General features: G+C 34.0%; 15 protein-coding genes and 1 pseudogene. 9 read left to right on the plus strand and 7 right to left on the minus strand.

The window, feature by feature from the left end; all coding sequences use genetic code 11:
• The first annotated feature begins 3 nt into the window (after nt 1–3).
• The 9 genes from ABWU65_RS01780 to ABWU65_RS01820 all read left to right on the plus strand — a co-directional run bounded on the left by ABWU65_RS01780 (nt 4) and on the right by ABWU65_RS01820 (nt 6,525).
• Complete coding sequence (locus tag ABWU65_RS01780) at nt 4–510, plus strand: phage major tail tube protein (protein WP_019236446.1); 507 nt, start codon at nt 4–6, stop codon at nt 508–510.
• A gap of 88 nt (nt 511–598) precedes the next feature.
• Complete coding sequence (locus ABWU65_RS01785; protein ID WP_019236447.1) at nt 599–853, plus strand: phage tail assembly protein; 255 nt, start codon at nt 599–601, stop codon at nt 851–853.
• A gap of 115 nt (nt 854–968) precedes the next feature.
• Nucleotides 969–3,233, plus strand: a complete 2,265-nt coding sequence (locus ABWU65_RS01790) for a phage tail tape measure protein (protein ID WP_019236448.1) — start codon at nt 969–971, stop codon at nt 3,231–3,233.
• Entirely contained in the window at nt 3,233–3,589 is a 357-nt protein-coding gene (locus ABWU65_RS01795) for a phage tail protein (protein ID WP_019236449.1), read from the plus strand. Before ABWU65_RS01790 ends, ABWU65_RS01795 begins: the two co-directional genes overlap by 1 nt.
• Entirely contained in the window at nt 3,586–3,795 is a 210-nt protein-coding gene (locus tag ABWU65_RS01800; RefSeq protein ID WP_019236450.1) for a tail protein X, read from the plus strand. The genes ABWU65_RS01795 and ABWU65_RS01800 overlap by 4 nt, the downstream gene beginning before the upstream one ends.
• A complete protein-coding gene (locus ABWU65_RS01805; RefSeq protein WP_019236451.1) occupies nt 3,796–4,731 on the plus strand; it encodes a phage late control D family protein in 936 nt (311 codons plus the stop codon). It abuts the gene before it with no gap.
• A 52-nt stretch (nt 4,732–4,783) separates the two neighbouring features.
• Complete coding sequence (locus tag ABWU65_RS01810; protein WP_019236452.1) at nt 4,784–5,296, plus strand: ankyrin repeat domain-containing protein; 513 nt, start codon at nt 4,784–4,786, stop codon at nt 5,294–5,296.
• A gap of 84 nt (nt 5,297–5,380) precedes the next feature.
• Complete coding sequence (locus ABWU65_RS01815; protein ID WP_019236453.1) at nt 5,381–5,602, plus strand: hypothetical protein; 222 nt, start codon at nt 5,381–5,383, stop codon at nt 5,600–5,602.
• Between the two features lie 8 nt (nt 5,603–5,610).
• Nucleotides 5,611–6,525 carry a patatin-like phospholipase family protein gene (locus tag ABWU65_RS01820; protein ID WP_019236454.1) on the plus strand — a complete coding sequence of 305 codons (915 nt, stop codon included), beginning with the start codon at nt 5,611–5,613 and terminating at the stop codon, nt 6,523–6,525.
• 95 nt (nt 6,526–6,620) lie between these two features.
• Here the strand turns inward: ABWU65_RS01820 and ABWU65_RS01825 are convergent, their stop codons facing one another.
• The 7 genes and pseudogenes from ABWU65_RS01825 to rnhA all read right to left on the minus strand — a co-directional run.
• The gene (locus tag ABWU65_RS01825; protein ID WP_405197082.1) at nt 6,621–7,535 is read right to left on the minus strand and encodes a helix-turn-helix domain-containing protein; all 915 of its coding nucleotides are present in this window, start codon (nt 7,533–7,535) and stop codon (nt 6,621–6,623) included.
• 38 nt (nt 7,536–7,573) lie between these two features.
• Entirely contained in the window at nt 7,574–8,494 is a 921-nt protein-coding gene (locus ABWU65_RS01830; protein WP_019236456.1) for a helix-turn-helix domain-containing protein, read from the minus strand.
• Nucleotides 8,495–8,590: 96 nt separating this feature from the next.
• On the minus strand, nt 8,591–9,793 hold the full coding sequence (locus tag ABWU65_RS01835) for a hypothetical protein (protein WP_264336147.1): 1,203 nt from the start codon (nt 9,791–9,793) through the stop codon (nt 8,591–8,593).
• Nucleotides 9,794–9,891: 98 nt separating this feature from the next.
• Nucleotides 9,892–10,548 carry a RadC family protein gene (locus ABWU65_RS01840; RefSeq protein ID WP_264336146.1) on the minus strand — a complete coding sequence of 219 codons (657 nt, stop codon included), beginning with the start codon at nt 10,546–10,548 and terminating at the stop codon, nt 9,892–9,894.
• Nucleotides 10,549–10,718: 170 nt separating this feature from the next.
• Nucleotides 10,719–11,657, minus strand: coding sequence for a helix-turn-helix domain-containing protein (locus ABWU65_RS01845; protein WP_264685428.1), 939 nt, complete (start codon nt 11,655–11,657; stop codon nt 10,719–10,721).
• 68 nt (nt 11,658–11,725) lie between these two features.
• Nucleotides 11,726–13,597 carry a DNA mismatch repair endonuclease MutL gene (gene mutL / locus ABWU65_RS01850; RefSeq protein ID WP_264685427.1) on the minus strand — a complete coding sequence of 624 codons (1,872 nt, stop codon included), beginning with the start codon at nt 13,595–13,597 and terminating at the stop codon, nt 11,726–11,728.
• A gap of 80 nt (nt 13,598–13,677) precedes the next feature.
• Nucleotides 13,678–14,124 (minus strand): annotated as a pseudogene (gene rnhA / locus ABWU65_RS01855) (ribonuclease HI); the annotation flags it as partial.
• Between the last annotated feature and the right edge of the window lie 329 nt (nt 14,125–14,453).

Below are 14,453 nucleotides of genomic sequence, written 5' to 3' on the forward strand. Positions count from 1 at the left end.
AAAATGCTGCCAAAAATATTGAGAAACTTTAATGTCTTTGTAGATGGAAGGGGCTATGCAGGAAAAATAGAGGAAATTACTCTACCAAAGCTTACCATAAAAACGGAAGAGTATAGAGCTGGTGGTATGGATATTCCAGTAAGCATTGACATGGGAATGGAGAAACTTGAAGCAGACTTTACTTTCGCTGAGTATGATTCAGAACTATTTAGACTTTTTGGCTTGATAGATGGAAACTCAGTATCTTTAACGCTCCGTGGAGGAATGCAAGGTAGTGGTAGCAATGAGGTTGAAGGAGTAATTATCAACCTTAGAGGCATATTCAAAGAATTTGATTTTGGTAGCTGGAAACCTGCTGAAAAAGCCACTCTAAAATGCACTGTAGCTGCTCATTATTATAAACTTACGATAGGTGGCAATGAGCTGATAGAGATCGATGCTGAAAATATGATAAGAAAGATAAATGGTGTTGATCAAATGGCCTTGCTGCAAACGGTTTTAGGAATATGAAAACTTATTTGAAATTTTATTTTTTAAGGAGAAGCATATTAAAATAACTTTAAAAGTGTAAAAATATTTTATTTTTTAGGAGAATTTTATGAAAACTATAACACTAAACAACCCAATTACAGTTGATGGAATTTCTGTCTCAGAGTTATCGATGCGCGAACCTAAAGTAAGAGATTTACTTGCTATAGAACGTATAGAAGGAGAAGCCTTGAAAGAAGTAGCTTTAATTGCTAATCTAACATCCGTGCCAAAAGAAGCAGTTGAGGATTTATGTATTAAAGATTATGTAGAAATACAAAAGGTGCTAAAAGATTTTTTGTCACCGCTGGAACAGAGAACTTAAAGTATAATGTATTACTACTCAGTTCTATTTCAGGAAGTGGAATTGAGCAGATTACTAATATGGATGTAAATGAATTTTTATCATGGGTAGAAATAAGTAAAGGAGTAGCAAAAAAATGTCAATGCTTTCAATAAAAATAGGTGCGACGTTAGATGGAAGTTTTAATAATGCAATGACAGGTAGTGCAGCAAAGCTTTCTAAGCTGGGTGATAGTATAAGGCAGCTTGATTCGTCAATGAAATCTGTTTCCAAATTTAAGCAACTAAATTATGATGCCCTTGAAGCAATGAAGAATTGGAAGGAAGCGGAGAAGAAAGCAAAAGAATCAGCTGCAGCAATTGCTAAAGAGAAGAAGGAAAAAAAAGAGCCAAGCAAAGCACTGAGAAATGAATTCGAAAAATTGAAAGCATCAGCATCAAAAGCAAAAGAGGCTTATATCAAAAAGAGAGATGCACTTCACACATTAAATGAAGAAATCAGGAAAAGTGGAAAGGATGTCAAATCTTTAGTGAGAGATCAAACTAAACTTGGTTCATCTATTGAAGTACTAAAAGGAAAATACAGTAAATTAGGATCTGTAATACAAAAACAGCGAAATGCTTTGGCAAAAAAAGCGCATTATAGATCACAAGTAATGGAAACTATAGGACTAGGTCTTTCACTTGCAGCACCAATTAAAGTTGCGATTGACTTTGAAAGTGCTATGGCTGATGTTAAAAAGGTAGTAAATTTCAAGGATGGAACAAATGAAGCCGAAGAATTTGCTCAAAAATTGAAGAAATTATCCCGTGAAATACCATTATCAGCTTCAGAGTTAGCACAAATAGCTGCAAGTGGTGGACAGCTTGGTATCAACAAAGGTAAGCTACTTGAATTTACCACAACAGTAGCTAAAATGGCCACAGCATTTGATATGTCTGCTGAACAAGCTGGTGATTCCATAGCTAAACTCGCTAACATTTATGGAATTGCAGTAGAGAAGATGGAAGGAGTTGGTGATGTTATAAATTACCTATCAGATAATACTGCAGCTAAGGCAAACGATATGATTGAAGCACTTGCTAGAGTGGGTGGTAATGCAAAACAATTTGGTTTAGATATTAATCAGACAAGTAGTTTAGTAAATGCCTTCGTTAGTTTAGGTAAACAACCTGAAAAAGCAGCAACTGCTATCAATGCTCTGCTTTCTAAACTTCAAACTGCTGAAGGGCAAGGAAAAGAGTTCAAAGCAGCATTGGAATCGATAGGTATCGCTGCAGAGGAAATGTCACAAAAGGTTGCTGAAAACGGGCAAAACGCTCTACTTTATTTTTTTGAAACTCTAGAAAAAGTAGATAGACAGGAACGTTCACAAATCCTTCTCAATCTCTTTGGTCAAGAATATCAAGATGATATTGCATTAATAGTTGGAAGTTTGGAAGAATATAAAAAAGCAATAGATTTTGTGGCTGATAAAGAAAAGTATAACAAATCTATGCAAAAGGAATTTAATAACCGTGCAAGTACTACAGCAAATAATTTGCAGCTACTTAAAAATACAATAGCAGAGCTAGGAATGAACTTAGGGTCAGTTATGCTACCTCCTTTAAATTGGATAAGTAAGATTTTGAGGTCAATATCTACAGGTATAGCTTGGTTCGCAGAGAAGTGTCCAATTTTAACTACAGGAGTTATGAGCATAATTTCAGCTCTTATTATTGGCAAGATTGCAGTGGTAGGTTTTGGTTATGCATTTGCATTGGCTGGAGGTGGAATACTAACTTTTAAGGCTATTTTGCAGGGAACACTTTTGCCAGTATTAACTTCGTTATCAGCGCGAGTAATTCCAGCAGTAATCATGGGACTGAAAGCTTTAACGCTAACCAATCCTATAGGAGCTGCTATTGCTGGACTATCAGTTGGTGCAGCGCTTGTAATTGCTAATTGGCAAAAGGTAAAGGACTTTTTTTCAAGTCTCTGGAAATCAATTACAAAATCTATAGAAAATTGGATTGGTATAGGAAAATTTTTTAATGATAGTCCAATAAAAGCATTAGAGAAACCAGTAGAAGCAAAAATAGGCAGTGCAACTAGTGAAAATAATGTTTTTAGTAAAGGAAATCCTTTATTGAATAATAATGCTTTTAGTAGAATTTCGAATAGTAGAACGAATATTGAAAGTGTGATTACAGAAAAAAGTTCTGTAGCAGATAATTCAGAGAAAGTTTTAAAAGACTGTGAAAAGTGTGAACAAAAAATTTTCAATCAAACTTTTACATTTAATATAAGTATAAAAGCAGAACCTAACCAAGATGTACGTAGTCTTGCTGATGCAGTAATAAAAAGAATAAGGGAAAAATCTCGTGATGTTTTATTTGATTCAATAGAGCAAATTTACTAATGCTATCACTTGGTCAACATAAGCTTTCTCCAACAAGTGTAAGGTATAGTAAAGAAAATCGTTGGAGTACAATTGAGTCTATTGGTAAAATACCTTCATTACAAAATATTGGCCAAGGTACAGAAAATATAGACTTAGAAGGAATAATTTATTTCCATAATCTGAATGATTTAAATCAATTAAAAAGTATGAAAGAAACTGAGAAAAATCATGAACCAAGTATCTTAGTAGACAATTTAGGGAATGTTTTGGGAAGATTTGTTATTGTGCGGTTAGAAGAAAAGCAAACGTCGTATTTTCCCTGTGGATTACCAAAAAAGGTTGAATTTAGCTTAAGTTTAAGGCGTTATGCATGACAGTATATTATGTAGTCCGAGAAAATGAAATGTTAGATTACATATGTTTTAAACACTATGGATATAGCTCTGGAGCAGTAGAAATAGTATTGGAGGAAAACCCTGGACTTGCAGATTATGGAAGTTTTTTGCCTGCAGGATTAAAGATCAGGTTACCTACAATACAAGAGCAATTAAAAAAGTCGAAGTTAAAAGTGTGGGAATAAATGAAACCTGAATTTAGCATTGAAGGAATAAAAGATCATGTAATATCGGTGCATCTTACCGACGAATCTGGTACTATAGATGATGTTGCAGAGGTATGTATTGATCATGGCAATGAAAATGTAGAAATTCCAAATGAATTGAACATAGCACTAGGTTATAAGGAAACGGGAATCTTTCCAATGGGTGTATATACAGTCAACGAAGTTACGATACAAGGCCCACCTAAGACTCTACTAATCAAAGCTCATGCAACAAATTTAAGAATATCTTTGAAGGCAAAAGTATCAAAAGAATGGCGCCAAATTACCATAGAAAACTTAGTAAAAGAAATAGCCCAAAAACATGGATATGGATACAAAGTCGCTGAGGAATTTAAGAATGTATTAATACCCCATATTAATCAGGTAGATGAAAGTGATATAAGTCTGTTAACAAAGATCGCAACAGAGCGTGAAGCAATGGCAAAATTAGCTGGTGGGTACATATTATTTATTTCAAAAAACATGGCAAAATCAGCCACAGGAAAAGCTTTAGGAACAACGACTATTAGACCTCAAGACACAATTAATTGGAAAGTGCATTTTACTGTACGTGATAAGTATAATTCAGTAGTAGCAAAATGGCATAGCTATGAAAAGGGTGAGACTATTAAAGAAACAGTTGGTAGTGGCGAGCCAAGTTATATTATGCTAGAAATCTATCCAAATGCAGAGTCAGCATTAAGTGCAGCAAATGCCAAGTTGAAACAATTGAAGCGTAACAATGAAGCTTTAGATATAACTATGCCTGGTAATCCAGAGTTATTTGCAGAAGCTAAACTTAATCTTATAGGTTTTAATCAAGCGGTAGATGGTAAATGGATAGTTAATAGAGCGGAGCATACTTTAAATAGCTCAGGTTACCTTACTATGTTGTCAGCATCTTTGAGTAAGTAATGTTAATAAAAAATGAGTAAATGATCTATTTAATATTAAAAAGATGTTGAATATGGATAAATTGGGTCAAGATACAAAAAACAAGCTGCATTTTTGGTGGCTTATAACAGTAATAGTATGTATTATTGCTACCTATTCCTACATGAAGGCAAAAGCTGAAGGTAATTATAAAACGATACTACGCATTGCTTCTCAAAATTGTAACTTAGATGTAGTAAAGTTTTCAGTAGAAAATTTATTAAGTGTTAACACACGAGTTCCTAAATTAACAGCATTACATCATGCATCTGATTCAGGATGCTTGAAAGTTACTAAATTTTTAGTATACCAAGGAGCTGACATTAGTGCATTAGGTGAAAATGAAAGATGGACAGCATTACATTTTGCTGCATTAGAAGGGCACTTAGAAGTAGTGAGTTTTTTACTGGAAAGAGGTGCAAATCCTAATGTTAGAGATAGAAGTGGAAAAAACCCTCGAGATGTAGCTGTAATAGAATCAAGGCAAAACAAAGACAAGCCCTACGATCAAATAATAAAGCTACTTGCAGAAGCAGAGAACCGATAACATAAAGAAATCACTAAAGCTGTAAGTTTTTTATGATCTCTATATAAACTCCCAAAACCATCCATAATAGATTAATACTTTCACATGAAAAAGCAAAAAATCCCAATAGCGGTAATAATAACAATAGTTCTACAGACTGTAGGATTCATATGGTGGTTGGCAAAACTTGACTTACGTGTACACATCCATGATAAATTTATAGAAAAAAACCAAGAACTAATCGAAATAGTCTATCGACTTGAAGAGAGAGTGAAAAACCTCACTGAAGAAGTCAACGAACTTGAAGCTATTCACAAACACAAATAAATTTTACAGTGACAAAGTACATTTTATCTGTAGATGGAGGTGGCATTAGAGGGATAATACCTGCCATTATTCTAGCAGAAATTGAATCTAGGACAAAAAAGCCAATTTCCCAGATTTTTGATTTAATGGCAGGAACCTCAACCGGTGGGATTATTGTTGCTGGACTTTGTAAAAGCAATAAACTTCAATACTCTGCCAATGATTTGGTTGAACTTTACCAAGAGTATGGAGCATATATCTTTCAATCATCATTTTGGAGAAAATCAATTGCTTCTTGGCTGAGTGGTTCTCAGTACTCATATAGAAATATGGAATTTATTCTCAACAAATACTTTGGTGAAAGTACTATGGCCGATGTTGCGAGTAATCTACTACTCACCAGTTATGACATTCACAATAGTTGTGAATTTTTCTTCAAAAGTTGGAAAGAAAAAAACATTAAGTTGAAAGATGCACTCAGAGCTACAACAGCTGCTCCAACGTACTTCACACCAAAACGTCTGAAAATTAGCCAAACAGAGAGAGTATTGATAGATGGTGGAGTGTTTGCCAATAATCCAGCGGCTTGTGCATATGCAAGTGGTAAGAGGTTATTTCCAAATGATGAGATTATACTGCTATCAATAGGCACTGGTGGAACAGATAGAAGTATAAAGTATGCTAACTCAAGGAAATTTGGCAAAATAGGGTGGATCAAGCCACTACTGAATGTGATGTTTGCCTCTGGATTGGATTGCGTTGATTATCAACTAGAACAAGTAATAGACGATAAATATATAAGAATACAATCGCAATTGAAAGTAGCATCGACTGAGATGGACAATATTACACTCAAAAATATCAAATCTCTTCAGCAAGAGGCAAATGCAATGATAGAGGACAACCAGAAATTAATAGATAAACTTTGCGATTTCATATCTTAATTTATACCAAGCAAAATTCAACTGAGCCAAAAAAGTTGGTTAGCAAATTCTACTGGTTAAATCATTAACTAACTTTACTTATATCTTAAAGACATTCAATTTTCACACTCACCCAACTCATCAGCAGTTAGGCCACTTGCTCGCAAAATAACATCATTAGAAACACCTGCCTTCACTAGATTTTTCGCAACCTTGATCTTTTCTGTTTTTTTAACTTTCTCTTTGCTATTCTTCATATCCCTAGATAAAAATTTCTTCACTAATTCTTGCTCTTCAGTTTTTCTTAGTAAATTAAGTAGTTCACTATCTTCATTTGTTTTAGGTAGCAGAACTTTAATATTCACTGATAATCCTTCTGCTATTTGATATAATTTATCAAATGATATGGCAGTGTATCCTATTTCATACTCGTGTATTTCCTTGAGTGTTAAACCAACTTTGTTTGCTAAATCTTTTTGAGTATACCTTTTTATCAATCTCCATTCTCTTATTCTTTGCCCTACTCTGTAGTATATAGAATCAGTGCAGACTTCTTTCTCTGTATTATCATACTCGTAAATAGATAGGCCGGTTGCTTGGGAAATTATGTCAACTGAAACTCCTTCTTTTACTAGATTTTTTGCTACCTCTAATCTTGCTTCTTCTTGATTAATTTTTTCACTAATATGAACAAACCTGACTAATGAAGGTACTATTTTGCCTAACTTTTGATTCTCGTATATTTTTGTTAGATAGAGTATTTCCTCGTCTTCATAGCTGTCTTCCCTTACTATTACTGATTCAGGTAATAAATCTACAACATCAACTGATAATACTCTTGCTATTACATATAGTACTTCAATTGGAATAGGGCTATATCCATTTTCATAACTGTTTACTTCTTGGTATGTTAAACCTATTTGACCTGCTAATCCTATTTGAGTATGACCTCGCATTAACCTACAATTTTCTATTCTTTGCCCTATTCCATAGCTAACATTGCTTGCAGAAACAAACACATATACCCCCATTTAAGAAAAAAACTTTATTGCTATAATTTTTTCATGAGCTACCCATCTAAAACTACATCAACAGGTAAACCTACCGCTTGCAAAATAATATCAATAGAAATTCCACCTTTTACTAGATCCTTTGCAACTTTAATCCTTTCTATCTCTCTCACTTTCTCCTCACAAATCCTTATGCCTTCAAATAAAGATCTTATTAGTGCATTGCGTAGTTCTTGGCTCTCAATTTCTTTGTATTCTTTAATCAAATCAGGTAGCTCATTTTCTATCTCATCTCCTGTGAGTTCAAGTAGGTCCATAATGTTAATTGATAACACCTTTGCTATTCCATATAATTTATCAAGTGGAACAGCAGTCCTTCCTTGTTCATAGTTGCTTATTTCGTGACGGGTTGTATTCATTTTCTCTGCTAAATCTTTTTGAGTATACTCTCTCACTAGCCTCCATTCTTTTATCTTCTTTCCTATTTGGTAGTAGATAGAACCAACCTTTTCTTCAATACATTCATCAGCAGAGAGACCAATTGTTTTCGCAACAATATCAACAGAAACCCCTGCTTTAATCAAGCCCTTTGCAATTTTTACTTTCTCTGCTTTCCTACTACTTTTTTCACTAACTTGGACAAATTTGGTTAGTAAACAAAACATTTTACGTAGCTCTTTATCGTTAATCTTTTTATATTTTCTTACCAGATTGAGTATCTCTTCTTCTTCATTTTCAAGGCAAATTTTCTCACTTGATACAGGAATTAGATCCACAATACTTACTGACAATGCTTCCGCTATAGCGTACAACCTTTCAATTGAAATTCTACGATTCCCTTTTTCATATTGTAGTATCACCCAGTACTTTACACCAATTTTCCTCGCTAAATCCTTCTGAGTATGACCTCTCTCTAACCTCCAATTTTTCACTTTTTCCCCTACTTCACAATCTAGACTTTTTTCCACGAAAACAACCATGCGTATAATATTTTCTACTATAGCTCAATTTTGTTAAGGCTCCAGATATAATGGTAAGAAAAAACCTCTGGAACCTTAAAGTTGACTGTAGACACATTAAAGTTTTCTAAAAGTTTCTTTACTACCTTCACGTATCCTATTTACCCACGGAGACAATACTTCATCATTACTAATCTCTTTTATAGCATACTTTTCACTCCATATGCCACATCTAGTGAAACTACCTCTCTCTATTGCTTCTTTAAGTTTTACTCCCCCGAAAAGGCAATTTTTTCCAATTTCTTCTCCTCTTTCTTGTAATTTAGACCATATTTCCTTATTTTCTACTCTTACTTGTACTTGATCATATTTTTTTACATCGTGGTACAATATAATATTTAGCTTACCAATGCTTGTAGGAAATTCTAACATGACAGAGCTGCCATCTGAAATATCGGTATAGTTTCTTATACCTCCCTTCTCACTTTTAACCTCAACTGCATCATTACCAATTTTTAAAATATTACTTCCTAACTCTCTCAGTATTTTAGCTACCTCTACCTTACTATTCCCAGAAAATTCTATATACGATGTTGTATTATCTATCTCAACATCTATTAATTCTCCTTCTTGCATAGCATTTTCGCCAGCTTTCTCTAGTTCTTCTAGTCTCTCATCTATCTGTGGCTGAACTTCTGGTTGTAGCTCATTATAGATTTCACCTATCAGTTTATTCTGTAGTAGAGTATCATGAAACTCTGCACCGCTTAGCATTAATTTACGCATTATCTTTTTTCGATCACTTTTTTCTAATTTATGAAAATGTGTACCTAATACTACATGTTCTGCAAAACTCCATTCCCCATCATTATATGCATTTAGCCTTGCTCCAGCAGCTAGTACTTGACTTATAACCTTGTTCAATTCATTTATGTTCTTTGCCTCTACCACAGCACTCTTAAACCAGCTCAACTTTTCACTTTCGCTTGCACTTGGTTTTATTTTTTGCAAATTTGAAGCAAATGGGTTTAACACTTCTGGATAATCTGCTTGATCGCTTACAGGTTTTGTGCCATATATATAATCAAGTCCTTTTCCGTAGTTGATTTTGTTTTCGCGAACGTTTTTGCTAGGAAAAGGCACCTCTCCAAGCTTTTTAGCCTTATTAATTTTACTTACAAAAGTAGACTGCTCTTTAGTACGACCAATTCCTACAATAGCATTTAACATCTCACCTTTTGATAATCTATCAAGATCAATGTTTAACTCGTAAGTACCTCCTTCTTGATCATCAAAAGGTACAATTATCTTATTACCCATATTATCCTCACTATTAAAAATACTTTTCAAAAACTTTGTTATTATACATTCTATTACTCATTATAAATTATAGTGAGTAGATTTGCAAATACTTTCTACTATAACAATCCGTTTTCTCGAAAGCTGAAATAGCCTCCACTTGTGATGATAATATGGTCAAACAATTTTACGCTTACAGTACTACATGCTGCTGCTAAGCTCTTCGTTACTGCTTGATCTTCTTCTGACGGCTCTAAGCTCCCTCCAGGGTGGTTGTGTGACATTATTATTGATGTTGCATTTTTTATTAATGCTTTTTTTATAATCTCCTTTATATACACCGGTGCTTTTTCCATTTCACCAATATAAGATTCTTCTCCGATTAATTGGCGCCTCTTATTCAAATACAGTATTTTTACACATTCCCTTTCTGAGTGGCCTATACTTACGTTTAAGTACTCTACTAGCCCTTGTAAGTCCATTATTGGCTCACTCTTGAGTTTTTCTCTCAGTACCCTTTCTAGTGTTTCCTTAACACACATAATCATTGCTACTGCAGAATCAGTCACTCCTTCTATAACTTTCAGGTCATCCATTTCTCTACCTAAAATCCTTCCTACTCCCGTATAAGTATTCACCAGATTTTTAGCAATTTCCTGAGCCTGCGGCCTTTCATGTACTGCACTTAGAAACGTTTCCATTATTTCACGATCAAGTAGTGCTTTGCCTTTGCTTTCTAATATTCTGAATTCGATTTCTTCTTTACTTTTATTCATATAATTTACCCTTCACTAACAACAAACTTTTTTTAAATATTTACTGCTGTTTTTTATCAGCATTGGCATAGAGCCATAGCTTTCGAGTGAAGTCAAATCAATTTCTCAATCTTTTTTACTTATTTTTTCATTAAAAAGTAAAGATATTAATAGATGCTGATTTTTTTATTTTAAATTTGTTGAATTTCGTCTAAAGAGATGCCTACTGTTTTTAAAATAATATTGATAGAAATTCCTTTTTTTACTAAGTCTTTTGCAATTTTGATCTTTTCTGCTCTTTTCACTTTTTCTTCGCAAATTTGTATGCTTTCAAACAGAGATTTTATTAGTACATTACGTAGTTCTTGGCTTTTAATCTTTTTATATTCTTCTATTAACCTTGATAGTTCCACTTCACTATTTTCATTTTCTGCTGTTTCTGGAAGCAGATCTGTAATATTAATTAATAGTACCTTTGCTATTTCATCTAACATTTCAAGTGAAACACCAGCTCGTCCTTGTTCATATTCATATATTCTTTGATTTATTATGCCCACTTTACTTGCTAAATCTTCTTGTGTGTATCCTCTTCTCAACCTCCATTCTTTTATTCTTCGACCTACTTTATACGGAATAGAAATTTTTTTTTCATCATTATCATATTCACCAATAGATAAATTAGTTGTTCGAGAGATAACATGAGTAGAAACTCCTTCCTTAACTAAACCCTTTGCTACTTCTATTTTTACCGCCTTTCCACTTTCTTCCTCACTAATACGGATGAATTTAGTTAATAAATAAAACGTTTCGCGTAATTCTTGATCCTTAATCTCTCTATGTCTTCTTACTAGATTTAATACCTCTTCTCCCTCGTACTTTTCCTCATTTGATACTTCTTGTCCGCAAGCTAGATCTCTAGCAGTTGTTGATAATGCTTCTGCTAATTCATATAACTTCTTAATTGAAATTCTGCGTGTTCCTTTTTCATATTGCAGTATTACCTGATATGTTGTATCGATTTTTTTTGCTAAATCTTTTTGAGTATATCCCTTTGCTAACCTACGATTTCTTACTTCCTGTCCTATTACTTTGTAATCTAAAAAATTAGAGCATTTATTCTCTTTTTTCACATTTTATACTCCATAACCAGAAGAGCTGTTACGTATACTTAATTGGGAACCTTTTTGACAAACTGAACTCATCTCCTTTCAAACAATTTTTCTATATCACTTAGTTTCATTTCTATATACGTTGGTCTTCCGTGATTGCATTGCCCAGCATAAGGTGTTTCCTCCATTTGTCTCATCAACTCATTCATCTCCTCCAACTTCATTGCCCTCCCAGCTCTAATTGACCCATGGCACGCAATGGTAGCTAGTATCTTGTTCACTTTTTCTTCTATAGGTAGCGTATCTCCTATCTCCATTAATCTATCAACTATATTCATCACTATCTCTTTCACATTTATTGTTCCTAAAATTGCAGGTATTTCTTTCACCCTTACTTTATCTTCTGATTCTATTTCAATACCAAAACCCATTTCGAAAAGCTTATCTTTATACATTTCAACCATCTCCATTCCTGCTTGGTTTTTAATCTCGACTATTTCAGGAAGAAGAAGCTTTTGCCTTTTTATGCTTGATTTTTGTTTTAAGCACTCATAGATCAACCTCTCATGAGCTGCGTGCTGGTCTACTATAATTAATTCGCCTTTAGCCTCAGCAATAATGTAAGTATTGTAGACCTGACAGCGTGCATATCCTAGAGGATGATCCGCTATTAAATCAATTTGCTTCCTTTCTAAAACCATCGTTCCCTTTTGGGGTGGAGATTCTCCACATTTAAACGTTTCTGGTAAGCTTTGCCTTCTTTCATCTGGTGCATTGAATTCTTTCATTAGACGATTTTCTAAAAGATTTGGCCTCCTTTCGTAAAATTCTTTTTGACCCTTTACTTCTCTGCTTTTTCCATTATTAACACGCTCATTATTCCTTTGACTTTCACTAACATCAAAAGGCGAACCACCCAGTTCTTCTCCAATACCTTGACACCTAGATCCATCAATATCACTCACTGAAGAGGTATCTATTCTCATTGACAACGCTTTTATTAGCCCTCTTCTCACTATTTCATATATTAACCTCTTATTTTGAAATCTTACTTCCGATTTATTTGGATGCACATTTACATCTACTTGGTCATATGGTACTTCTAAATGCAACACTGCAAAAGGATACCTATTGTTTGGAATAAAATCGTGATACGCATATCTAATTGCACCAACAAGTAAATTGTCTTTTATTGGCCTTCCATTAACAAACGTATAAATCTGAGTTGAGTTGCCACGATTGACATTAGGTTTACAGATGTGTCCCTTAAGTTTGATGCCTTCTTCTTCCTCTTTAACTTCCAGTGAATTGCTTTGAAATTCTTCTTCTATTTCACATAATCTGTTGAACAGCGAAGTTTGCTTAACATATTTTAAGAGCTTCTTATTACCAGAAGTGAGAGTAAACCCAATACTATAATTAATCATCGCTAAGTTATTCACAATATCAACAATACTTTGTGTTTCTGCTCTTTCGGTTTTTAGAAATTTTAGTCTATTTGGAGTCGCAAAAAATAAGTCACGAATTTCAATATATGTACCTTGCAACAAAGAACAAGGGGTAATCTCTCTTATTTTTTCTCCTCCCTCATATCTTATAGACCATGCTTCCTTTGCTCCACTTGCCTTGGATGATAATTTCATTCTGCTTACTGCTGCAATTGAAGGCAGAGCCTCCCCTCTAAAGCCAAGATGTCTGATCTCTATTAACTCACTATCACTTAATTTTGAAGTGGCATGCCTCATAAGTGCTAGTTCCAGATCGTTCTTTTCTATTCCATTTCCATCATCTATCACAGTTATAAGGTTACGTCCACCACTTTCTATTTTAATCTCTATTTCTGAACTTCCAGCATCTATTGCATTTTCTACTAATTCCTTTACTACACTCGCTGGCCTTTCTATTACCTCTCCTGCTGCTATACGGTTTATAGTTTTTGTGTCTAAAAGAATTATTGCCATAACACTCCCTCCAATCTATGAAACTTAGAGCTCCCTCTATTTTTTTGTGATTTCTTGATCTCACAATCTCTATATTTTAGCTTTTTAGATTCCTTTCTAGCAAGTCTATCTGCCTCTTCATTATAGGTATTACCACTGTGAGCTCTAACCCACTTCCAATTAACATCATGCTGTAAAGCAACTTCATCTAGCTCCTGCCATAATTCCCTGTTCTTTACTGGCTTTTTATCAGCTGTCTTCCAACCATTTGTTTTCCACTTGTTGATCCATCCTGTTATACCTTGTTTAATATACTGACTATCAGTGTGTACAATAACTCTGCAGGAAATTTTTAACATCTTTAGCCCATTAATTACAGCCTTTAGCTCCATCTTGTTATTTGTTGTGTTCTCTTCACCTCCAGAGATACGTTTTTTGATAAAGACACTTTTATTTTCATACATTACCACGGCTGCCCATCCACCAGGCCCTGGATTTCCAGAACATGCTCCATCTGTATATATTATAACCTTCTTTTTTTCGCCCATACTTACAGGATATAGATTCAACGTAAATTTGCTACCAAAATATGTTGATATTATTTTTTGAATATTTTAAAATATAAGGTGTGAGAGATTGACAAACCTGTCCTCACGATGTTAGGTAAATCGTAATTGAGCTTTTAGGCTCTTATTTTTATTAGGAGGTTAGTCTCTCACACTGAAAATAAATATTTTTAAGCTCTTAATAGCTCATCAATTCATTTGCTGGGGTTTTAAGGCCTTTTATAAGGCAACTATAAAAAGATGATATCCCCTCTTTCATCTAAAGCCTTAAATGCAATTCTCAGATGATCTCTGACAGACGTTTTTTCATC

The organism is Wolbachia endosymbiont (group B) of Silvanus unidentatus (assembly GCF_964028615.1).
Classification (GTDB): Bacteria; Pseudomonadota; Alphaproteobacteria; order Rickettsiales; family Anaplasmataceae; genus Wolbachia.